The organism is Amycolatopsis sp. NPDC051372, from assembly GCF_040682095.1.
Taxonomy (GTDB): Bacteria; Actinomycetota; Actinomycetes; order Mycobacteriales; family Pseudonocardiaceae; genus Amycolatopsis.
This window is the reverse complement of sequence record NZ_JBFBAF010000008.1, coordinates 215135-235746: the sequence shown is the minus strand read 5'-3', so window position 1 is coordinate 235746 and position 20612 is coordinate 215135. Positions and strand designations below refer to the sequence as shown.

The following is a 20612-nucleotide window of genomic DNA, read 5'->3' as shown; positions in this document are numbered from 1 at the left end:
CATTATCTGCGCATGGCTGAGTCCGGTGCCCCCTCCGACGACGCGGGCCGGGTGGAAACCACGGGCGGCGCCGTCGCGCTCAGTGAGGACGACGGCGCCACGGTGCCGGCCGTGAGCGGCGCTCTCGACCTCGCGCTCGCCCCCAAGCTGCGCCGCCTCGTGGACCGCGCCGCGCGCACGGGGGCGCCGGTGCTCGTGATCGACCTCAGCGCCGTCGACTTCCTGGCGTCGGCGGGGATGGCGGTGCTCGTGTGGGCCCACCGGCAGGCCGAACCCGCCGACGTGCGCGTGGTCGCGAGCAGCCGGCTCACACTGCGGCCGCTGGAGTTGACCCGCCTGACCGACGAGCTCGCCGTGTTCCCGTCCGTGCCCGCCGCGCTGGCGGGCGCATGACCACCGCCGACGGCCTCGGGCCCGTGGCCGCGGCCGTGCGCAAGGCGTTCGTCGACGCCGAGGGTCGGCCCGTGGCCGTGCGGATCCGCCGGCTCGACGCCGCGGACTACCGGGGCCGCGGCCGGATCGTGGTCCCCGACGCCGCGACCGTGGCCCAGCTCGTCCCGGCTCAACGCGTGACGGGCGCCGTGGTCGTCACCGACGAGGACGCCACCGTGCTGCTGCACACCGACGCTCCCGAGGGCGCCCGCCTCGCACCGACCGCGGCCGGGGTCGACGCCGCGACGGCCGAGCTCACCGGCACCGTCAGGCGGCTGCGCGCCGAGGCCGGCGTCGTCGACGCGCTGCACTCGATCGGCCGCCGGCTCACCGCCCAGCTCGACCTCGACGTCGTGGTCCAGGAAGCGACCGACGCCGCCACCGGGGCGACGGGCGCGGCCGTCGGCGCGTTCTTCTACAACCTCGTCGACCAGTTCGGCGAGTCGTACACGCTCTACACCCTCTCCGGCGTGCCGCGCGAAGCGTTCTCCCGCTTCCCCGTGCCCCGCAACACCGCCGTGTTCGGCCCGACGTTCGACGGCACCCTCACCGTCCGCAGCGCGGACATCACGGCCGACCCGCGGTTCGGCCACAACGCGCCCTACCACGGCATGCCCGAAGGGCACCTGCCCGTGCGCAGCTATCTCGCCGTGTCGGTCGTCAGCCCCACCAGCGGCGACGTGCTCGGCGGGTTCTTCTTCGGCCACCCCGAAACCGGCCGGTTCACCGAGCGCCACGAGTACCTCGCCGAAGGCATCGCGGGCTACGCCGCCATCGCGTTGGACAACGCCCGCCTCTTCGAACGCGAGCGGACCCTCGCCGCCGAGCTCTCGCGGAGCATGGTGCCCGCCGCGCCGCGGATCCCGGGCCTCGACCTCGTCACGCGCTACCCGCCGGCCGCCACCGGCAGCAAGGTCGGCGGCGACTGGTTCGACGTGCTCCGCCTTGGCTCGGGCGCCACCGCGTTCGTGATCGGCGACGTCGTCGGCCACGGCGTCACCGCCGCCACCGTGATGGGCCAGGTCCGCACCGCGATCCGCTCATACGCGCTACTGGAGCTGCCGCCGTCGGAGGTCCTGCGCAACGTCTCACAGCTCACCGGCCGGTTCGCCGAGCCGAGTTTCGTGACCTGTTTCTACGCCGTGCACGACCCCGCAGACCACTCGCTGACGTACGCGAACGCCGGGCACCTGCCCGCCGTGCTCGTCCACGCCGACGGCACGCCCCAGCAGATCGGCGAGGCGCTCGCCCAGCCGCTCGGCGTCGGCGCGGAGTTCCCGCAGGAGCAGGTGGCTTTCCCGCCCGGCACCGACCTCGTGCTCTACACCGACGGTCTGGTCGAGAGCCGCATCCGCGACCTCACCGCCGGCATCGCCGGGCTGCTCGACGCGCTCGGTGGCCTGCGCGATGGCCTGCTCGAGGGCTCCGACGCGGAAACCGCGCGGGACCGCCTGATCCACGAACTCACCGGCGGCAGCCACGACGACGACATCGCCCTGATCCACGTGCGCCGCCGCGACGGAGGTGCGGCGTGACGGGGCGCGCGACCGAAGATCGCCTGACGCCGGAGTTCCGCCGCCGCGTCACCGCCGCGCCGGAGCCGCTGAGCGGCCTGCGCCGCGGCCTCGCCGGCTGGGTCGCGGGCCTCGGCATGAGCACCACGCAGCAGGAGGACGTGGTGATGGCGAGCTACGAGGCCATGGCCAACTCCGCCGAACACGCCTACGAGGGCCGGGAAACCGGCGTCCTCGACGTCCTCGCGACCTGCGTGGGCGGAACCGTCACCGTGATCGTCACCGACTACGGCCGCTGGCTGCCGCCCCGCCCGACCAACGGCCTGCGCGGCCGCGGCCTGCCGTTGATGCAGGGACTGGCGCACGAAAGCGAATGCGTGCAGCGCCCGGACGGCACCACGGTGACGCTCAACTGGCGGCTCGAACCGGCCCGGGTAGCGGGCCGCAGGATGCGGTTCGCCGACCAGACGAGCAGCAGGAGCTCGGCCGCGGAAAACCCCAGCAGCGCCATCGGGCTCGACACCCACACCAGCGCCAGCCCGACGGCGAGCACCGGCACGACGAGGCCCGCGTAAGCCGCGAGGAACAGCGCCGCCAGCACCTGCCCGCGCGAGCGCGGACCGGTCAGCGTGGCCACAGTGGTCACCGACGCGCGGAATCCGAGCCCCATGCCCGTGCCGGCCAGCAGGCTGCCGGCGAAGAACAGCCACAACGAAGGCAGCAGCGCGGCGACCGGCAGCACCACGAGTCCCACGGCCATCAGCGTGAAGCCGAGCCGCAGCTGGCGCGCGACCGTGAGTCGCGCGAAGACGATCTGCCCGAACGCGGCGGCGACCAGCAGTGACGCCGCCGCGATCCCGGCGAGCAGATGGCCGCTTTGGTGCAGACCCTGGGCGAGCAGCGTCGGCGCCAGGGCCGCGAACAGTCCCGTGATCGCGAACGAGGCGAACACCGCGATGGCCGCGCCGAAGAACGTCGGCTTCGCGTCGGCCGGGAGCGTCAGCCGCTGCGGCCGGTACGCGGGCGGCTCGTCCCACGGCTCGACGGTCTCGGGCACCAGCGCCACGGCGATCGCGGCCACGAGCAGCACCACCAGGAACACCGCGAACGGTGTGGTGAGCGGGCTCGTCGCGTACTTCGCGAAGAACCCGCCGACGAGCGGGCCGAGGCCGAGCCCGCCGAGGTTCACCACGCTCGCGATCAGCCCGGCGCGGCCGGCGTGCTCACCGGGCCGCGCGACCGCGCGCAGCTCCGACAGGTGCGCGGTGGCAGTGGCGGTGAGCGCGCCGATGCCGGCGCCGCTGACCAGCCGGGCCAGCAGGAGCACCGGCGCCTCCGGCGACGACAGGAACAACGCGGCCGCCAGCGCTTCGGCGAGTGTGGCGGCGACGATCACGCGGCGCCGGCCGAGCCAGTCGCTCACGTGGCCGGCGAGGTAGAGGCTCGCCATCACGCCCACGGCGTAGGCGACGAAGACGAGGGTGACCACGAACGTCGGGAACCCGTCCTGGCGCTGGTAAATCGAGTACAGCGGCGTCGGCACGGTGGAGAACGCGAGCGACGCGGCGAACGCGAGGGCGATCACGCGGAAGCCCCAGTCGTGAGTGAGCCGCGGGCGGATTGTGCGGGCTGTGACGGGCGAAACGGTGTGGAGCATGGCTGCCTTCCCCGGAAGATCCTTGTGCCTTCAACCATCCCCTCGGCGACTCATTCCGTCCAACGAAAAGTCTTGGCAACAGTTATCGCTCGATGCGATAATTCATGCCGTGGAGACCCGCCAGCTCGAGTACTTCGTGGCCGTGGCCGAGGAGCTCAGCTTCACGCGCGCGGCTCAGCGGTTGTTCGCCGTCCAGTCCACGGTGTCGGCCACGATCCGCACGCTGGAGACGGAGCTGGGCACGACGTTGTTCGACCGCTCGACGCGCAGGGTCGCGCTCTCGGCCTCGGGCGCGTTGTTCCTGCCGGAGGCGAAGGCGGCGCTCGACGCCGTGGAGCGCGCCCGCGAGGTGGTGCAGGAGGCCTCGGCCGGCCTGCGCGGGAGCCTGCGGGTGGGCACGCTCACCAGCGTCGGCGCCCTCGACCTGCCCGCGCTGCTCGGCACGTTCCACGACCGGCACCCGCTGGTCGACCTGCACCTCACGGTGTCGGTGACGGGCTCGACCGGCCTGGCCGAGGACGTCCGCCACGGCCGGCTCGACCTCGCGCTGCTCGGCCTGCCCGAGAGCGAGCTGCCGGGCCTGACCGTGCGCACGATCGTCACGGTCCCCTACCTCGCCGTGCTCCCGGCCGCGCACCCGCTCGCCGGCCGGCCGTCGATCTCGTTGCGGGACCTGGCCGGCGAGCGGTTCGTGGACGCGCCCCGCGGCTTCGGCAACCGCATCGCCATCGACCGGGCCTGCGAGTCCCTCGGCGTCGGGCGCCGGGTTCCCGTGGAGGTCGCCGACCTCCGGGTGATGCCCCTGTACGTCGCCGCGGGGCTGGGCGTCGCCGTGGTCCCGGACCTCGTGCCGCTGACCGCTCCCGGCACGGCCGTGGTGCCGCTGGACGACGCCGGGCTCACGTGGCCGCTCTCGGTCGTGAGCCACGGTGAAAAGGCCCCCGGCCGGGCGCTGCGGACCCTGCTCGATCTGCTGGTGGAGACCGATTTCTTACAGAAGTCGGACGGGGGCGCAAGCGGCCGTCCGAGGGAATAGAAAGTGCCCGTACGGTGTCTGTATAACTGTACGTTCAGGTGCGTTTCACCTGGTTCCCCAGCCCGAGCCGAGAGGCCGCGAAGGGAGAGCTGTGTCCCAGCAGACCCAGTACAACAAGAACCCGGAAGCCGTGTCCCGGCTGACCCCGGAGCAGTACCGCGTGACCCAGCAGGACGGGACCGAGCGGGCGTTCGCGAACGCCTACTGGGACAACCACGAGCCCGGCATCTACGTCGACGTCGTGTCCGGCGAGCCGCTGTTCGCGTCGGTCGACAAGTACGACAGCCACTCCGGCTGGCCGAGCTTCACCAAGCCGATCCAGAAGACGACGAACGTCGTCGAGCGCAACGACTTCAGCCACGGCATGATCCGGGCGGAGGTCCGTTCGCTGCACGGTGACAGCCACCTCGGCCACGTCTTCGACGACGGCCCGCTCGACAAGGGCGGCCTGCGCTACTGCATCAACTCCGCGTCGTTGAAGTTCATCCACCTCGACGACCTGGACAAAGAGGGGTATGGAGACTTCCGTGCCCTCTTCACCGACAACACCGACAAGTAAGGAGACGACGTGACGACCGAAAAGGCGATCCTCGCCGGCGGGTGCTTCTGGGGCATGGAGGAGCTGTTCCGCCACCAGCCCGGCGTCGTGTCCACGCGCGTCGGCTACAGCGGCGGCGACACACCCAACGCCACCTACCGCAACCACGGCACCCACGCCGAGGCCATCGAGGTCCTCTACGACCCCTCCCAGACGGACTTCCGCAACCTGCTCGAGTTCTTCTTCCAGGTCCACGACCCCACGACGAAGAACCGCCAGGGCAACGACATCGGCATGAGCTACCGCTCGGCGATCTACTACACGAACGACGAGCAGAAGAAGGTCTCCGAAGACACCATCGCCGACGTCGAGGCCTCCGGCCTCTGGCCCGGCAAGGTCGTCACCGAGGTCACCCCGGCCGGTGACTTCTGGGAGGCCGAGCCCGAGCACCAGGACTACCTCCAGAAGTACCCGAACGGCTACACCTGCCACTTCCCCCGCCCCGGGTGGAAGCTGCCCAAGCGGGCGACGGCCTGATCACGACGGCGCGCGGACCCACGTCCGCGCGCCGCGCGCTTTTCGGCGCCTTTTTTCCAGCGCCCGGGTTTCGGCGCCTCTTTTTCAGCGCTCCTTTTTCAACGCCCCAGTTCCAGCGCAGCCGGAGCTGTCACACCGGAAACCGGCCCGGCCGAACCGAGGAGATCCCGATGCGCGACTACCCGGACGCGATCACCCCGATCGACCACGTCGAGCCCGTGCCCCGGCGGATCCGCGCCGTGCTCGGCGGTGAGACGGTACTCGACACCACCCGCGCGCTGTACGTGTGGGAGTGGCCGTACTACCCGCAGTACTACATCCCGGCCGCCGACGTGACGCCCGGCGTGCTCGTGGACGAGAACCACCCGCAGCACCTCAAGCGCGGCACCGCGCGCCGCCAGACCCTCAAGGCGGGCGACGAGGTCAAGACCGCGGCCGCGCGCCTCTACGGTGAGGACGCCACCTCCGGGCTCGCGGACCACGTCCGGTTCGAGTGGGCGGCCCTCGACGCGTGGTTCGAGGAGGACGAGCAGGTGTTCGTCCACCCGCGCAACCCGTACGCGCGCGTCGACGCCCTGCGTTCCACCCGGCACGTGCGCGTCGCGCTGGAAGGCCGGACGCTCGCCGAGTCGTCGTCTCCGGTGCTGCTGTTCGAAACCGGCCTGCCGACGCGATACTACCTCAACCGCACCGAGGTGGACTTCTCCCACCTCGTGCCCACCGCCACCGTCACCGAGTGCCCGTACAAGGGCACCACCACCGGCTACTGGTCCGTGCGCGTCGGCGACGTCGTGCACCAGGACCTGGCCTGGTCCTACGACTTCCCCACGCGCTCGCTCAGCGCGATCTCCAACCTGATCTGCTTCTACAACGAGAAGGTCGACCTCTTCGTCGACGGCCAGGAGATCCCCCGGCCGACCACGCACTTCTCCTGACGGGTCAGTCCACTTCGGACTGCAACCGGGCGAACGCCGAGGTCACGGTGCCCGCCATCCGGTCGCCTCGCGCGGCGTGGCCGGCGGGCACCGTCACACACACGGTGAACCGGTCGGCCCACGTCATCACACCCACCGCCACCGGCACGTCCGGCGCCAGCGACAGCACGGGGTACACGGTGCGCACGAGGGAACCGTTGAGCACCACCGGCGAACGCGCGCCCGGCAGCACCGAGGCGATCATGCTGAACCAGGTGCCGCGGTAGACCAACCGTGCCACGCGCCGGTGCAGCCACGGCGGCAGGATCCCGATCACGCGCACCACGGCGTTGCCCGCCCGGGGCGCGCCCCGGGTCACCTGCTCGGCCAGCAGCTCCCGCGTCGCGCGCACGCGTTCGGCCAGCGACATCGCACCGGTCGGCAGGTCGACGCTCGCGGCCCCTGTGTGGTTCCCCAGCTGGCGGAACGTGCCGGTGTCGCGAATGGACATCGGGATCAGCACCCGCACCCGCTCCGGCGCGGCCGCGCCCAGTTCCTGGTGCACGGCTTCCGCGACGAGCGCGAGCACGAAGTCCGTGGTCGGCACGCCGACCTTGCGTGCGGCCGCCCGCACCTGCGGCGCCGACAGGTGCGCTCGCGCGTAATGCCGCCGCGGGCCCGAGATCTCGGTCACCCCCCGCACGCGCGGCGCGGTGCCCGCCCGCGCGAGCGCCCAGATGCCGCGGGCCAGCTCCTCGGCTTCCTTCCTGCGCCCAGGCCGTTTCCGCGCCGCGGCCGAGACACGGTCGGCCGCCCCGCGCAGCCGGCTGCGGCGCATCAGCGCCGGCGGCGGGTCCAGCGGCGGTTTGCCGCGAGCCTGCCCGACGAGGGCGCCGATCACCGCGATGCCGTCGCTCGCCGCGTGGTGCAGGGCGATGAGCAACGCGCCCTGCTCGCCCTCGATGCCCGTCACGAGCCGCGCGCGCACCGGGTGTTCCGGGGAGACCGGCTCGGAGAAGAAGTCGTCCATCTGCGCGGTGAGCGAGGACTCGAGCTCGCTGCCCGCCGGCAGCTCGACGTCGCCGAGGATGCCGTCGGCCGTGCGCGCCGGGTCCTCCTGCCACTTCGCCCGCCACAGGCCACCGCCCGGCAAGAGCCGCGCGCGCAAGCCGGGCGTCGCCGAGAGCAGGTGGACGGCGTCCGCGTGCGTGGGGCGGGAACCGTCGGCCTTCGGGTCGAGCATCAGCACCGCGCCGACCTGCTGCGGCACCTGCGGCGTCGCGACGTGGAGGAACAACGCGTCTTCGGGCCGCAGCCGCTGCGGCGCCGGGTTGAGCGGCGAGTCGACGAGCGACTCGAGCGCCGCCGTGAGCGAAGTGGCCGAATCGCAGTGGCGCGTGGCCGCCTCCGCCATCGCCTTGAGCCGCTCCGGTTCGGCGAGCAGCGTGCGGACGGAGCCGGTGAGCTCACCGTCCTTCTCGGTCACGAGCGCGAGACCGGCCCCGGCCATCAGCCGGGCGTTGGCCTTGCCGTGCGCGGCGATGGGCCGGTGCATGAGCACGGGCCGCCCGCACGCCAGGGCTTCCAGCCCGGTCGCGCCACCGGCGTTCGTCACCACGACGTCGGAGGCGATCGTGTAGTCGGCCATCCGGTCGGTCCAGCCCACGACCCGCAGGCGCGGCTCGTCGAGCCGTTCGAGCCGGTGCCGCAAAGCCTCGTTGCGGCCGCAGATCGCCACGGGCACCACCTCGGGCCCGGCGGCGAGCAGCTCACGCACCGTGCCCTCGACGTCGCCGAACCCGAGCGAGCCGCACGAAACCAACGCCACGAACGCGTCCGGCCGCAAGCCCAGCCACTGACGCGCGCCTGCACGGTCGCCGGGCCGGAACTCGGCGCGCACCGGCGGCGCCGACACCCCGACCGCGGCCGAGGGCGCGCAACGGCGCGCCAGGCCCACGGCGACTTCGTGCATCACCATCGTGAGGTCGGCCGAGCCGTAGACCCAGAACGGGTGCGGCGCGAAGTCCGACACCCACGCACCGATCGGCGCCTCCAGCTTCCCGCGCCGGCGCAGCCACGCCAGCCCGGCCGTGCCCATCGGATAGGTGGACAACACGAGGTCCGGCGCGAAGTCCGCCACCGGTTTCGCGAGGCGCCGCCCGCACCAGGACGCGGTGAAGCGCTTCGACGCCGCCGCGAACCAGGCGAGGCGCCAGATGGCGTCGTAGAAGAACTCGTACAGCCACGGGGTGGTCTCGACGTTGGCGACGTAGATGCGGCGGAACAGGCCTCCGAAACCCGGCCCCAGCTGGTCGAGGGCGTCGAGCCACTTCACCTCGGCCGCGGGCCAGCGCTCCCGCACGGCGCCCTCCAGCGCCCGTCCGGTGGCGTTGTGCCCTTCCCCCATGTTCGCCGAGACGATCAGCACGCGCTCCAACGCGCCCCCTTCGCCAGAGGTGCCGCGAGCGGCGGTCACCAGCTGTTTCCTAACAGGTGGATCCGGCCAGACCGTACCCGTCGTCGGGGTCCGACCCGGCGTGCTCGGCCTCGGCGTGTTCGTGTTCTTCCTCGATCGCGGCCACGTCCAGGTGAGCCGCGCGCGTCGAGAGCATCGCGATGCCGACCACGATCACCGCACCGGCGAACGCCTCGCCCGCGAGCCCCCACGGCGTGCCGTTGGCGCTCTCCCCCATCCAGGACAGCCCGATCGCGACCCCCACGAGCGGGTCGAGGGCCGTGATGACAGCCAGCGCCGGCGTGAGATAGCGGCCCTGCTGGAAGGTGTTCTGGCTGAGCAGGAACCCGAGCGGGCCGACCACGCAGACGATGTAGAGCGTCCAGTGCTTGAACGGTTCGTCCAGGCCCTGGCGGAACTGCCCGGCGACGACCTTCATCAGGCCGGCGGTCAGGCCGTAGAGCACGCCCGTGGCCACAGCGAGGCCCAGCACGCGCCCGGAGCCGGAGTGGGTGAGCGCGGCGAGCGCGAGGCCCGCGATCGTCACCACGGCCAGCGCGATGCCGAGCGGGAGCAGCTTGGCGCCCGTGACGAGCACGTCGCCGTTGCCGCTGGGGCGGGCGATCACGAGGAACACCGCGAGCCCGACAACGCACAGCGCCGAGCCGGCGCTCATCACCCGGTCGGGACCTCGTCGCTCGAGCCGCGCGAAGACGAACCCAGCGAAGATCAGCGACGTGATGAGCAACGGCTGGACCAGCAGCAACGGCCCGAACGCGAGCGCGACGAGCTGCAGCACGAGCCCCAGTACGGTCGCCACGATGCCGATGAGCCACAATGGTCGACCGACGAGGCGCCTGAACAACGTGAGATCGAGCGGGTTCGCCGGCTCGACCTCTTTGGCCGCCTTTGCCTGGGCGGCGCTGGCGATTCCCATGCACGCCGCGCCCAGCACCGCGGCAGGGACGGCCACGAAAAGCGACACCCCCGTGACACTCATGGAATACTCACCTCACACCATTCCCATCCGCCGTGCCTATGCTGTTGAAAAATTCGTGGGCCGTTGGGGGGATGGTCACCCCGCACCGGAGGTACTTGAACCGCATGCGACACCACATGACGATCGACCTCCCGTCGTTCCGCAACTTGGTCGTGGGCGGGGGTCGGCATCTGCTGGAGTCCACTCTCGTACCAGCCGGCCTCTTCTACCTCCTCCTGACTCTGGTCAGCTTCGACAGCGGGGTCATCGCCGCGCTGTGCTGGTCGGTCGTCGTCATCGTGACGCGCCTGGTGATGCGCAAGCCCGTCCCCGCGGTCCTGTGGCTCACGTCCGTGCTGCTGATCGCCCGGACCGCGTTGGGCCTGGCCACCGGCAGCGCCTTCCTGTATTTCCTGCAGCCGACCCTACAGAACTTCGTTATCGCCAGCCTGTTCCTCGTCTCCGCGCCGTTCAACAAACCGCTGCTCGCGCGGCTGGCCGGTGACTTCTGCTCGTTCCCGGACACGCTGTCGGGCCACCCCGGCATGCGGCGCTTCTTCCAGCGCGTGTCGGTGCTGTGGGCGCTGGTGTTCGCCGTGAACGGTTCCGTGACGCTGGTGATGCTCGCGAAAGCGACGGTCGGCAACTTCCTCATGGTCAGCACTGCGGGCTCATACAGCCTGGTCGCGCTGGCGATCGTCGGCTCGCTGCTGTGGTTCCGGCGCTCGCTGCGCTCGGAGGGCATCGTGCTGCGGATGGCCTCGCACAAGCCCGCGCTCACCGCCGTCTGATGCCCGCTCCCCGCGGCACAGCGCTGGTCACCGGCGCTTCCTCGGGAATCGGCGAGGCCACCGCGCGCCTGCTCGCCGCCGCGGGAACCCACGTTCTGCTGCACGGACGCGACCGCGAGCGCCTGGCCGCGCTCGCCGCGGAAACCGGCGGCACCGCGCTCGAAGCCGATCTCGCGGACCCCGAAGCCGCGGGCAAACTGGCCGAACGCGCGCTGGCCGTCACCGGCCGCGTCGACACGCTCGTGAACAACGCGGGCCTCGGCTGGGCCGGTCCCCTGCCCGAGCTCTCCTCCGAGCTCCTCTCCCGGCTGGTCACCGTGAACCTGACCGCGCCGCTCGAGCTCACCCGCGCGCTGCTGCCCGGCATGCTGGCGCGGGGCCGCGGCCGGATCGTCTTCGTGACGTCGATCGCCGGGCGCACCGGCGTCGCGGGCGAAGCCGTGTACGCGGCGACCAAGTCCGGGCTCGACGCGTTCGCCGACAGCCTCCGCTTCGAGCTGCACGGCACGGGCGTGGACGTCGGCGTGGTCGTGCCCGGCGTGGTGCGCACCGCGTTCTTCGAGCGTCGCGGCCGGCCCTACACCCGCACGACGCCACGGCCGGTGTCCGCGCAGCGCGTGGCCGCTGCGGTCGTGCGCGCGACGCAGCGGCCCGGTGACTACTACGTGCCCCGCTGGCTGCGCGTGCCGGTCGCGCTGCGTGGCGCGCTGCCCGGCGCGTACCGCGCGCTGGCGACGCGGTTCGGCGCCGAAAGCTGACCGGTCGCCCAGCGGACCGCGCACGGCACCTCCCTCGCCCCAAGTCATGCCTGCAAGCGTCTCCTGTGTCTCGCCTCGTCTTCGCCGTCCGTGAACAACTTAGCCCTGCTAACCAACTCTGTCCTCGGGGTTATTCCCTGAGTCACTCCGATGTCGGCTGTCCCCCGGGCGGACCCCAGGCCAGGGCCAGCAGCAACGTCGCCCTGGCCTCCGGGTCGTCGAGCGCGGGCCCGAACAGCTCGTGCAGGCGGCCGAGGCGGTAGGACACCGTCTGCGGGTGGATGTGCAGGTCCTCGGCCACGGCCTTGCGGTCGCCGAGGTGCAGCAGCCACGAGCGCAGCGTGGTCTGCAGGCGCTCGCGCGAGGAGTCGTTGAGGTCGTCCAGCGGCGCCAGCGACCGCTTGCGCAGCACCTCCAGCAGCCGGTCGTCGCGGTGCACGATGATCGCGTCGAGGTGCTCGTCGGCGAAAACCGGGTCGTCGGACAGCAGGCGGTCGCGGCGCAGCCGGGCGGTCACCTCCGCGATCCGCAGGCTCGCCGGGAGCCGGTCGACGGGCACGGTCGCCCCGACCACCGCGCCACCGCCACGCAGCGCCCGGGCCAGCCACGCGCGCCGGCCCGGGCCACCCGGGTCCGGCACGATCGTCACGAGCTGGCCCGGCCGGCGCAGCCGCAGGCAGGTGTCGTCGAGCCGCGCCACGAGGTCGCGGCCCAGCTGGTTCTCGTCCTCCACCAGCACCACCGTCGCCGAACGCGGCAGCCGCCACTCCGCCCGCAGCGCGGCGGCCTGCACCGCCGCCCCGTCGGCGCGATCGGACAGCAGCAGCTCGGTCAGCTCGTCGCGCAGCCGCTCGCGCATGCGCACGGCATCGGACTGCTCCTGCAGGTAGCCCTTGAGCGAGGACTCCGACAGCTGGTCCACCAGCGCGAACACCGTGGTGGCGAGCGAGGCGAACAGCTCCGCCGGCACCTCGAGGTCCAGCGCGGCTTCCGACACGTGGCGCCACGCGACCCGCGCACCCACGCGATAGGCCGAGAGCAGGCTCGTCACGCGCCGGCCCTGGCGGTACTGCGTCCGCCCGATCTCCTCGAACACCACTTGCTCGACGCCCGAGCCGAGCTCGGGCAGGTTCTCGTCCGGCTGTTCGGCGAGGTTGATGAGCCGGCGCACGAACCCGGCGCTGGCCGTCACGATCTCCGCCAGCTCTTCGGTGAGGAACGCAGCGTAGTCGGGGTGCTGCTCGACGAGCTGATCACGAACCTCGTTCAGAATGGCCGGGAGTCGCCTGGTCACGACGGTCTCCAGCTCACCCAGACGGGTCACCTGGTCTGATCCCATGAGCGCAGCTCGTCCTTCCGTAGCAGGTAGCAGGTCTATGGGTTCGGTCCGCCTTATCCTCACCCCACTTTGTCCGCTCGTGCCAAGTCGAAGCCAGCAAAATTCTTCTTCCGGTCGCAGAAGCCGCCCATCCGTGCGAGTCAGACTGTGTGCAATGAGATCGACTTCACCTGACGGTCACGCAGCGGACACGGACGGTCTGCGGGAGAAGCGGCATGCGGAGAACTTCCCGGTCGCGCTCCGAGTGCTGCCCCGGCGGCTCCGGTCGGATCTGCAGGCCGTTTACGCCGTCGCGCGCACGATCGACGACCTCGGCGACGAAGCCGAAGGCGACCGCAGCGCGCTGCTGAAGGCGTTCGGGGACGAGCTGTCGGCCGCCTTCGACGGCGCCGATCCCACCGACCCCGTGATCCGTGGCCTGGTGCCCGCGATGCGCGCGGGGCGGGTGGAGCTCGAACCGTTCCGCCGGCTGGTCGAGGCCAATCTGCAAGACCAGCACGTGACGCGGTACGCGACGTATGAGGACCTCCGCGCGTACTGCCGGCTGTCGGCCGACCCGGTGGGCCGGATCGTGCTGCGGCTGTTCGACGTGCACGACGCGCACGCTGAGGAGCTCTCGGACCGCGTGTGCACCGCGCTGCAGCTGCTGGAGCACTGGCAGGACGTGGCCGAGGACCACGGGAACGGCCGGATCTACCTGCCACAAGAGGACCTCGCGGCCTTTCGCGTCACCGAAGACGAGCTCGGCGCGGCGCGGGCGTCGCGCCGGCTGAGAGAGCTGATGCGCTTCGAGATCGACCGCGCCGCGGCCCTTCTGGGCAGCGGCGCTGGTCTGGTCGGGCTCTTGTCCGGCTGGGGCCGGCTGGCCGTGAGCGGATTCGTGGCCGGCGGGCTGGCGACCGTCGACGCGCTGCGGGAGACGAACGGAGACGTACTCGCCACGCAGGCCAAGCCGGGCAAAGCGGGTGTGCTGGCGTGGCTCGTGTGGCTGCAGGTGGGTGAGCCCAGGACGGGGAGGCGGTCGGGATGAGCACGGTCGAAGAGGCGTATGAGCACTGCGCACTGGTCACCAAGGACCAGGCGCGCAACTTCTACTACGGGATCCGGCTGCTGCCGCCCGACAAGCGTTCGGCGCTGTGCGCGGTCTACGCGCTGGCCCGGATCGTCGACGACATCGGCGACGGCGATCTCGCGCCCGAGGCGAAGCTGCAGGGCCTGGCCGACATCCGCAAGTCGCTCGGTGACCTGTCCGCCGGCGCCGACCCGGTGTACGTCGCGGTCGCCGACGCGGCGCGGCGCTACCCGATCCCGCTCGGCGCGTTCGAGGAGCTGCTCGACGGCGTGGAGATGGACGTGACCGGCCGCGAGTACGTGCGGTTCGAGGACCTCGTGGAGTACTGCCGCTGCGTGGCCGGTTCGGTCGGGCGGCTGTGCCTCGGCGTGTTCGGCAGCAGGCCCGAGCCCGAGGCACCGACGTACGCCGACGAGCTCGGAATCGCGTTGCAGCAGACCAACATCCTGCGCGACATCCGCGAAGACCTCCTCAACGGGCGCGTGTACCTGCCCAAGGAAGACCTCGACAAGTTCGGCGTGGAGCTGAAGGTCGGCGAGGACGGCCGGCTGGCCGACGACGGCGGCGGGCTGACCGCGCTGGTCCACTTCAGCGCCGCCCGCGCTCGCGAGTGGTACGCCCGCGGCCTGCAGCTCGTGCCCTCGCTCGACCGCCGCAGCGCCGCGTGCTGCACGGCGATGTCCGGGATCTACCGCACGCTGCTCGACCGCATCGACGAGCAGCCCTCGCTCGTGTTCGACCGCAGGCTTTCCTTGTCCGGCAGGGAAAAGGCGGTGGTCGCGGTTCGGGCGCTCACGGGGATCGGCCGATGACCTCCGAGGTCGCGGTCGTCGGCGGCGGGCTCGCCGGCATCGCCACTGCGCTGCGCTGCGCCGACGCCGGGCGCTCGGTGACGCTGTTCGAGGCCCGGCCGCACCTGGGCGGGCTCACGCACTCGTTCACGCGCGGCGAGCTGCACGTGGACAACGGCCAGCACGTGTTTCTCCGCTGCTGCACCGCCTACCTCGCGCTGCTGAACCGCCTCGGCGTCGCCGACCGCGTGATGCTGCAGCCGCGCCTGGAGATCCCGATCCGCACGCCGGGTTCGACGGAGTCGACGTGGCTGCGCCGCGGCGACCTGCCCGCGCCACTGCACCTGGCCGCGTCCCTGCTGCGCTACGACCCGCTGCGCCCGCTCGACCGCGCGCGCTTCGCGTTGGCAGCGCTGGCGTTGCGGCGCGTGGACCCGACCGACGACCGCACGGACCGGCAGTCGTTCGGCGAATGGCTGCGCCGCCACGGGCAGAGCGCCGCCGCGATCGAGGCGCTGTGGGACCTCGTCGGCGTCGCGACGCTCAACGCGACGGCCGACGAAGCGTCGCTGGCCCTCGCGGCCACGGTGTTCCAGGAAGGCCTGCTCACCGACCCGGCCGCGGCCGACATCGGCTGGTCGCTCGTGCCGTTGCGCGAGCTGCACGGCGACGCGGCGCTCGACGCGCTCACCACGGCCGGCGCCGACGTGCGGACCGGCACGAAGGTGCGCGGCATCGAGGAGACGGCCGGCGGCTGGCGCGTGCGCACCGACGATGGCGAGGCCACCTTCGCCCACGTCGTGCTCGCCGCTCCCCCGCCCGTCACGGAGAAACTCGCGCCGCCGGGCGCGATCCCGTTGCCGCCCGGCTGGTCGGGCGGGCTGGGCAGCTCGCCGATCGTGAACGTCCACGTGGTGCTCGACCGGCACGTGCTGGACGAGCCGTTCGTGGCCGGCGTGCGCACGCCGGTGCAGTGGGTCTTCGACCGCACGCGCCAGTCGGGCCTCGAATCGGGGCAATACCTGGCGATGTCGCTCTCGGCCGCCGACGACCTGATCGACCTGCCGACCGCGACGTTGCGCGAGCGCCTGCTGCCGGAGCTCACCGGGCTGCTGCCCGAAGCTCGCGGCGCGCAGGTGCTGGATTTCTTCGTGACCCGGGAACGGCACGCGACGTTCCGGCCCGGCCCGGGCACTGCGTCGCTGCGTCCGGCCGCGGAGACGTCCGCGCGGGGGCTCTACCTGGCCGGGGCGTGGACCGCCACCGGCTGGCCCGCGACGATGGAGGGCGCTGCCCGCAGCGGTGCGGCCGCGGCGACCGCCCTCCTCGAGAACAACGTGCACGAGGAGAAGGAGGGAGTCGGAGCATGACCGCCACCATGCGACCCGCCGCCGAGGCGGCCCCTGCGGTGCCGGCAGCACTCGGCCGCACCCGCGACGTCGTGCAGCCCGCGCTGCGCGAGGCCGTCGGCCGGCTGGACGAGACCAGCCGCGCGATCAGCGCGTACCACCTCGGCTGGACCGACGCCGACGGCGCGCCGGTGAGCGGCAACGGCGGCAAGGCCGTGCGGTCCGCGCTCGCGGTGCTCTCGGCGCTGGCCGCCGGCGCGCCCGCCGAGACCGGCGTGCCCGGAGCCGTCGCCGTCGAGCTGGTGCACAACTTCTCGCTCGTCCACGACGACCTCATGGACGGCGACACCGAACGCCGCCACCGGCCCACCGTGTGGGCGCTGTGGGGTGCGCCGGCCGCCATCCTCACCGGCGACGCGATGCTCGCGCTCGCGCAGGAAGTGGTGCTGGACAGCGATTCCCCGCACGCGATCCCCGCCGCGCGGCTGCTGTCGGAGACCACCCGCCGGCTCATCCACGGCCAGGTGCTCGACGTCCAGTTCGAGCAGCGCGACGACGTGACGCTGCCCGAGTGCGTCACCATGGCCGGCGGCAAGACCGGCGCGCTGCTGTCCTGCAGCGCCGCGATCGGCGCCGTGCTCGCCGGCGCGCCCGCCGAGACCGTCGACGCCCTCGCGGTGTTCGGCGAAGAGGTCGGGCTGGCGTTCCAGCTCGTGGACGACGTGCTCGGCATCTGGGGCGACGCGGCCGTGACCGGCAAGCCCGTGTACTCCGATCTACGGGCGCGCAAGAAGTCGTTGCCCGTCACCTATGCGATCACCCATGGCGGTGCGAAAGGCCGCGAGCTCGCGGAGTGGCTCGCGGGTGAGGAAACGGGTGACGAGGCCGAGCTGGCGCGCGTCGCCGCGCTCGTGGAGTCGGCCGGCGGCCGCGAGTGGACCACGGCCGAGGCCGCCCGCCGCGTCGAGACGGCCGAGCGAGCGCTGTCGGCAATTCGTTCCGGGCCACGCCAAGAGCTCATCGGCATCGCACGCTTCATCGTGCACAGGGAGGCGTGAATGACGCAGACCGTCCCCGGGACGTCCACTTCGGACACCCCGCGCGAACGCTCGCGTACTCCGGAAGAAACCCTCGCCGCCGGCGTCGAGTTCCTGCGCGGCGAGCAGGACGCGGCCGGCTGGTGGAAGGGTGAGCTCGCCACCAATGTCACGATGGACGCCGAAGACCTGCTGTTGCGCCAGTTCCTCGGCATCCTCACCGAACAGCAGAAAGAAGAGTCGGCGCGCTGGATCCGTTCGCAGCAGCGCGACGACGGCACGTGGGCCAACTTCCCCGGCGGCCCGGCGGACCTGTCGACCACCGTGGAGGCGTGGGTCGCCTTGCGGCTGGCCGGCGACCCGGCCGACGCGCCGTGGCTCGTCGAGGCGGCCGGCTGGATCCGCGCGAACGGCGGCCTGGAGAGCACCCGCGTGTTCACGCGGATCTGGCTCGCGATGTTCGGGCAGTGGTCGTGGGCCGACCTGCCGAACCTGCCACCGGAGCTGATCTTCCTGCCGTCTTGGTTTCCGCTCAACGTCTACGATTTCGCGTGCTGGGCACGCCAGACCATCGTGCCGCTCACGATCGTCGGCACGCTGCGGCCGAAGCGAAAGCTGCCGTTCGACGTGGCGGAGCTGCGCGTCGGTGAGAGCCCGAAGAAGTCCGCGGCGCCGTGGTCGTGGGACGGGGTGTTCCAGAACCTCGACACCGCGCTGCACACGTACGCGAAGCTGCCGTTCAACCCGGTGCGCAAGGTCGCGATGCGCCAGGCCGCCGAGTGGATCCTGGCGCGCCAGGAGTCCGACGGCTCGTGGGGCGGCATCCAGCCGCCGTGGGTGTACTCCATCCTCGCGCTGCACCTGCTCGGCTACCCGCTCGACCACCCCGCGCTCAAGGCCGGCCTCGAAGGTCTCGAAGACTTCACCATCCGCGAGGAGACCGAGCAGGGCTGGGTGCGCCGGCTCGAGGCGTGCCAGTCGCCGGTGTGGGACACCGCGCTCGCGATGACCGCGCTGCTCGACGCGGGCGTCTCCCCCGGCGACGAGACGCTGGTGCGCGCGACGGAGTGGATGCTCGGCGAGGAGATCACCGTGCCGGGCGACTGGATGGTGCGCCGCCCCACGCTGGCGCCGGGCGGGTTCGCGTTCGAGTTCGCCAACGACGGTTACCCGGACACCGACGACACGGCCGAGGTGGTGCTGGCACTGCGGCGCATGGGCCGGCCCGACCACCTGCGCATCCGCGGGGCGATCGACCGCAGCGTGAAGTGGCTCGAAGGCATGCAGTCGAGCGACGGCGGCTGGGGCGCGTTCGACGCGGACAACACGCAGGTGCTCGCCACGAAGCTGCCGTTCTGCGACTTCGGCGCCGTGATCGACCCGCCGTCGGCGGACGTCACCGCGCACGTCGTGGAGATGCTGGCGGCCGAGGGCAAGGCGGACACGACCGAATGCCGCCGCGGCGTCAAGTGGCTGCTGGACAACCAGGAGGCCGACGGTTCGTGGTTCGGCCGGTGGGGCGCGAACTACGTCTACGGCACGGGCGCGGTCGTCCCCGCGCTGGTCCTCGCCGGGATGCCGGCGTCCGACGTCCGGATCCGCCGCGCCGTGCGGTACCTGACCGAGCACCAGAATCCCGACGGGGGCTGGGGCGAGGACCTGCGCTCCTACGACGACCCGGGGAAGTGGTCGGGCCGCGGCGAGTCGACGCCGTCGCAGACCGCGTGGGCGCTGCTCGCGCTGCTGGCCGCCGGCGAGCGAGACTCCGCCGCGACGACGGAGGGCGTGGCGTGGCTCTGCGAGCAGCAGCGCGCAGACGGCGGCTGGGACGAGGACTTCCACACCGGCACCGGCTTCCCCGGCGACTTCTACCTTTCGTATCACCTCTACCGCGTGGTGTTCCCCCTGTCGGCGCTGGGCCGGTACGTGCGGAGCTCCTCGTGAGGCCGGCCGTGTTGTGCGCGCCGCTGCGGATCGAGCGGGCCGCGTTGCGCTCGGCCGGCCTGCCGGTAGTGCGCACAGGCCTCGGTCCTCGGCGGGCGGCAGCGACCGCGGCCCGGTTGCCTTCCGGGCCACGCCTCGTCGCGGGGATCGGCGGCGGGCTCGCGTCACACGTGCGACCGGGTGACGTCGTGGTGGCCGACGAGGTGCGCGGGCCCGACGGAGTGGTCGAGGTGCCGACCGCCGCACTGCTGGCCGGCGCGTTGCGGCGGCTCGGGCTGACCGTCCACGTCGGACCGGTACTCGGGGTCGACCACGTGGTGGGCGAACGGGAACGTGCTTCGCTGGCCTCGTCGGGCGCGTTGGCGGTCGACATGGAGTCACACCGGCTGGCCGCTGCCGGGCAGCCGTTCGCCGTCGTGCGGTCCATTGTGGACACGGTCGGCGCACCACTGGTGCGGCCCGCCACGGTTTCCCACGGCCTTGCCGGGCTGCGCAGCCTGCGGGCGGCCGTGCCCGCGCTCACGGCGTGGGCCGCCGCGACCGGGCCGCGGCAGCTGGTGATGGCGAGCCCGCGCTCGTTCTGTGCCGGCGTGGAGCGGGCGATCGACATCGTGGACCGTGCGTTGGCCAAGCACGGCGCGCCGGTGTACGTGCGGCGCCAGATCGTGCACAACACCCACGTGGTGCGGGAATTGCAGGAGCGCGGCGCGGTGTTCGTCGACGAGGTCGAGGAAGTGCCGGAGGGCGCGACGCTCGTGTTCGCCGCCCACGGCGTGACCCCGGCGGTGCGGCGCGACGCGGCCGGCCGCGGCCTGTCGGTGATCGACGCGACGTGCCCGCTGGTGACCAAGGTGCACAACGAGGTGCGCCGCTACAGCGGGCGCGGCGACACGGTGTTCCTGATCGGGCACGCGGAGCACGAAGAAGTGGAAGGCACCGTCGGGGAGGCCCCCGGTTCGGTCGTGGTGGTGGAGGACGTCGCGGCGGCCCGCACCGTGACCGTGCCCGCCACCCAGGGTGTCGCGTACACCATGCAGACCACGCTGGCGCTCGACGAGGCCGAGGAGATCGCGTCCGTGCTGCGCGAGCGGTTCCCCGGGCTTTCGGCGCCGCGCAAGGACGACATCTGCTACGCCACCACCAACCGGCAGCAGGCGCTGCGGGCGATCGCCCGCGAGGTCGACCTCGTGCTGGTGGTGGGCTCCGCCAATTCGTCCAACTCGCGCCGGCTCGTGGAAGTCGCGGAGCGCGAGGGAACGCCGGCCGTGCTGGTCGACGGAGTTTCGGACATCGACCTGCGCCGCCTGGCGGGCGCGGGCCGGATCGGCCTCACCGCGGGCGCTTCGGCGCCGCCGCACCTCGTCGACGAGGTCGTGGCGAGCCTGCGCGGACTCGGGCCGGTCACCGTCGCCGAAAATCGGCTGACGGAGGAAGAAATCACTTTCACCCTACCTCGGGAGGTGCTCTGA

18 protein-coding genes and 1 pseudogene are annotated in these 20612 nt (G+C 72.3%); 15 read left to right on the top strand and 4 right to left on the bottom strand.

Going from position 1 to position 20612, the window contains the following annotated elements:
* The first annotated feature begins 12 nt into the window (after positions 1-12).
* From AB0M56_RS15075 to AB0M56_RS15065, 3 genes and pseudogenes are all read left to right on the top strand, one after another.
* Positions 13-393 carry an STAS domain-containing protein gene (locus AB0M56_RS15075; RefSeq protein ID WP_364175567.1) on the top strand — a complete coding sequence of 127 codons (381 nt, stop codon included), beginning with the start codon at positions 13-15 and terminating at the stop codon, positions 391-393.
* Complete coding sequence (locus tag AB0M56_RS15070) at positions 390-1967, top strand: GAF domain-containing SpoIIE family protein phosphatase (RefSeq protein ID WP_364175564.1); 1578 nt, start codon at positions 390-392, stop codon at positions 1965-1967. The genes AB0M56_RS15075 and AB0M56_RS15070 overlap by 4 nt, the downstream gene beginning before the upstream one ends.
* Positions 1964-2302, top strand: a pseudogene (locus tag AB0M56_RS15065) (ATP-binding protein); the annotation flags it as partial. The gene AB0M56_RS15070 and the pseudogene AB0M56_RS15065, both read left to right, overlap by 4 nt.
* Here AB0M56_RS15065 and AB0M56_RS15060 read toward each other — a convergent pair.
* Positions 2233-3603 (bottom strand): MFS transporter, encoded by a 1371-nt coding sequence (locus AB0M56_RS15060; RefSeq protein WP_364175561.1) that lies wholly within the window; start codon positions 3601-3603, stop codon positions 2233-2235. The pseudogene AB0M56_RS15065 and the gene AB0M56_RS15060 sit on opposite strands and share 70 nt — an antisense overlap.
* 109 nt (positions 3604-3712) lie before the next feature.
* Here AB0M56_RS15060 and AB0M56_RS15055 point away from each other — a divergent pair, with 109 nt between their 5' ends.
* The 4 genes from AB0M56_RS15055 (at position 3713) to AB0M56_RS15040 (ending at position 6649) form a co-directional block, all read left to right on the top strand.
* Positions 3713-4639: a LysR family transcriptional regulator gene (locus AB0M56_RS15055; protein WP_364175559.1), complete on the top strand. Its 927-nt coding sequence runs from the start codon at positions 3713-3715 to the stop codon at positions 4637-4639.
* A gap of 91 nt (positions 4640-4730) precedes the next feature.
* Complete coding sequence (gene msrB, locus AB0M56_RS15050) at positions 4731-5198, top strand: peptide-methionine (R)-S-oxide reductase MsrB (protein ID WP_364175556.1); 468 nt, start codon at positions 4731-4733, stop codon at positions 5196-5198.
* Positions 5199-5207: 9 nt separating this feature from the next.
* Positions 5208-5714, top strand: a complete 507-nt coding sequence (gene msrA, locus AB0M56_RS15045) for a peptide-methionine (S)-S-oxide reductase MsrA (RefSeq protein ID WP_364175553.1) — start codon at positions 5208-5210, stop codon at positions 5712-5714.
* 170 nt (positions 5715-5884) lie between these two features.
* Positions 5885-6649 carry a DUF427 domain-containing protein gene (locus tag AB0M56_RS15040; protein ID WP_364175550.1) on the top strand — a complete coding sequence of 255 codons (765 nt, stop codon included), beginning with the start codon at positions 5885-5887 and terminating at the stop codon, positions 6647-6649.
* A gap of 4 nt (positions 6650-6653) precedes the next feature.
* On the opposite strand, the gene AB0M56_RS15035 is transcribed toward AB0M56_RS15040, so the two are convergent.
* Positions 6654-9104: a WS/DGAT domain-containing protein gene (locus AB0M56_RS15035; RefSeq protein WP_364175548.1), complete on the bottom strand. Its 2451-nt coding sequence runs from the start codon at positions 9102-9104 to the stop codon at positions 6654-6656.
* Between the two features lie 10 nt (positions 9105-9114).
* Positions 9115-10083: a DMT family transporter gene (locus tag AB0M56_RS15030; protein ID WP_364175545.1), complete on the bottom strand. Its 969-nt coding sequence runs from the start codon at positions 10081-10083 to the stop codon at positions 9115-9117.
* Positions 10084-10199: 116 nt separating this feature from the next.
* Between AB0M56_RS15030 and AB0M56_RS15025 the strand changes: the two genes are divergently transcribed.
* Positions 10200-10853: a VC0807 family protein gene (locus tag AB0M56_RS15025; protein WP_364175542.1), complete on the top strand. Its 654-nt coding sequence runs from the start codon at positions 10200-10202 to the stop codon at positions 10851-10853.
* Positions 10853-11611 (top strand): SDR family NAD(P)-dependent oxidoreductase, encoded by a 759-nt coding sequence (locus AB0M56_RS15020; RefSeq protein WP_364175539.1) that lies wholly within the window; start codon positions 10853-10855, stop codon positions 11609-11611. Before AB0M56_RS15025 ends, AB0M56_RS15020 begins: the two co-directional genes overlap by 1 nt.
* A gap of 142 nt (positions 11612-11753) precedes the next feature.
* Here the strand turns inward: AB0M56_RS15020 and AB0M56_RS15015 are convergent, their stop codons facing one another.
* Positions 11754-12950, bottom strand: coding sequence for a helix-turn-helix domain-containing protein (locus AB0M56_RS15015; protein WP_364175536.1), 1197 nt, complete (start codon positions 12948-12950; stop codon positions 11754-11756).
* A gap of 154 nt (positions 12951-13104) precedes the next feature.
* Between AB0M56_RS15015 and hpnC the strand changes: the two genes are divergently transcribed.
* From hpnC to ispH, 6 genes are read left to right on the top strand one after another with little or no spacing between them, the layout of a single operon-like run.
* A complete protein-coding gene (hpnC, locus tag AB0M56_RS15010; RefSeq protein ID WP_364175533.1) occupies positions 13105-13980 on the top strand; it encodes a squalene synthase HpnC in 876 nt (291 codons plus the stop codon).
* Positions 13977-14834, top strand: coding sequence for a presqualene diphosphate synthase HpnD (gene hpnD, locus AB0M56_RS15005; protein WP_364175530.1), 858 nt, complete (start codon positions 13977-13979; stop codon positions 14832-14834). Before hpnC ends, hpnD begins: the two co-directional genes overlap by 4 nt.
* A complete protein-coding gene (hpnE, locus tag AB0M56_RS15000; RefSeq protein ID WP_364175528.1) occupies positions 14831-16183 on the top strand; it encodes a hydroxysqualene dehydroxylase HpnE in 1353 nt (450 codons plus the stop codon). Before hpnD ends, hpnE begins: the two co-directional genes overlap by 4 nt.
* Positions 16180-17220 (top strand): polyprenyl synthetase family protein, encoded by a 1041-nt coding sequence (locus tag AB0M56_RS14995; RefSeq protein WP_364175525.1) that lies wholly within the window; start codon positions 16180-16182, stop codon positions 17218-17220. Before hpnE ends, AB0M56_RS14995 begins: the two co-directional genes overlap by 4 nt.
* On the top strand, positions 17221-19143 hold the full coding sequence (gene shc, locus AB0M56_RS14990; protein WP_364175522.1) for a squalene--hopene cyclase: 1923 nt from the start codon (positions 17221-17223) through the stop codon (positions 19141-19143).
* Positions 19140-20612 (top strand): 4-hydroxy-3-methylbut-2-enyl diphosphate reductase, encoded by a 1473-nt coding sequence (gene ispH / locus AB0M56_RS14985; protein WP_364175519.1) that lies wholly within the window; start codon positions 19140-19142, stop codon positions 20610-20612. Before shc ends, ispH begins: the two co-directional genes overlap by 4 nt.

Coding starts and splice junctions, on each gene's coding strand:
- hpnD (WP_364175530.1), top strand. CDS start 13,977: ATGAGCACGGTCGAAGAGGCGTATGAGCACTGCGCACTGGTCACCAAG.
- AB0M56_RS15070 (WP_364175564.1), top strand. CDS start 390: ATGACCACCGCCGACGGCCTCGGGCCCGTGGCCGCGGCCGTGCGCAAG.
- hpnC (WP_364175533.1), top strand. CDS start 13,105: ATGAGATCGACTTCACCTGACGGTCACGCAGCGGACACGGACGGTCTG.
- AB0M56_RS15025 (WP_364175542.1), top strand. CDS start 10,200: ATGACGATCGACCTCCCGTCGTTCCGCAACTTGGTCGTGGGCGGGGGT.
- AB0M56_RS15030 (WP_364175545.1), bottom strand. CDS start 10,083: ATGAGTGTCACGGGGGTGTCGCTTTTCGTGGCCGTCCCTGCCGCGGTG.
- AB0M56_RS15075 (WP_364175567.1), top strand. CDS start 13: ATGGCTGAGTCCGGTGCCCCCTCCGACGACGCGGGCCGGGTGGAAACC.
- AB0M56_RS15040 (WP_364175550.1), top strand. CDS start 5,885: ATGCGCGACTACCCGGACGCGATCACCCCGATCGACCACGTCGAGCCC.
- AB0M56_RS15015 (WP_364175536.1), bottom strand. CDS start 12,950: ATGGGATCAGACCAGGTGACCCGTCTGGGTGAGCTGGAGACCGTCGTG.
- AB0M56_RS15060 (WP_364175561.1), bottom strand. CDS start 3,603: ATGCTCCACACCGTTTCGCCCGTCACAGCCCGCACAATCCGCCCGCGG.
- shc (WP_364175522.1), top strand. CDS start 17,221: ATGACGCAGACCGTCCCCGGGACGTCCACTTCGGACACCCCGCGCGAA.
- AB0M56_RS15020 (WP_364175539.1), top strand. CDS start 10,853: ATGCCCGCTCCCCGCGGCACAGCGCTGGTCACCGGCGCTTCCTCGGGA.
- AB0M56_RS14995 (WP_364175525.1), top strand. CDS start 16,180: ATGACCGCCACCATGCGACCCGCCGCCGAGGCGGCCCCTGCGGTGCCG.
- hpnE (WP_364175528.1), top strand. CDS start 14,831: ATGACCTCCGAGGTCGCGGTCGTCGGCGGCGGGCTCGCCGGCATCGCC.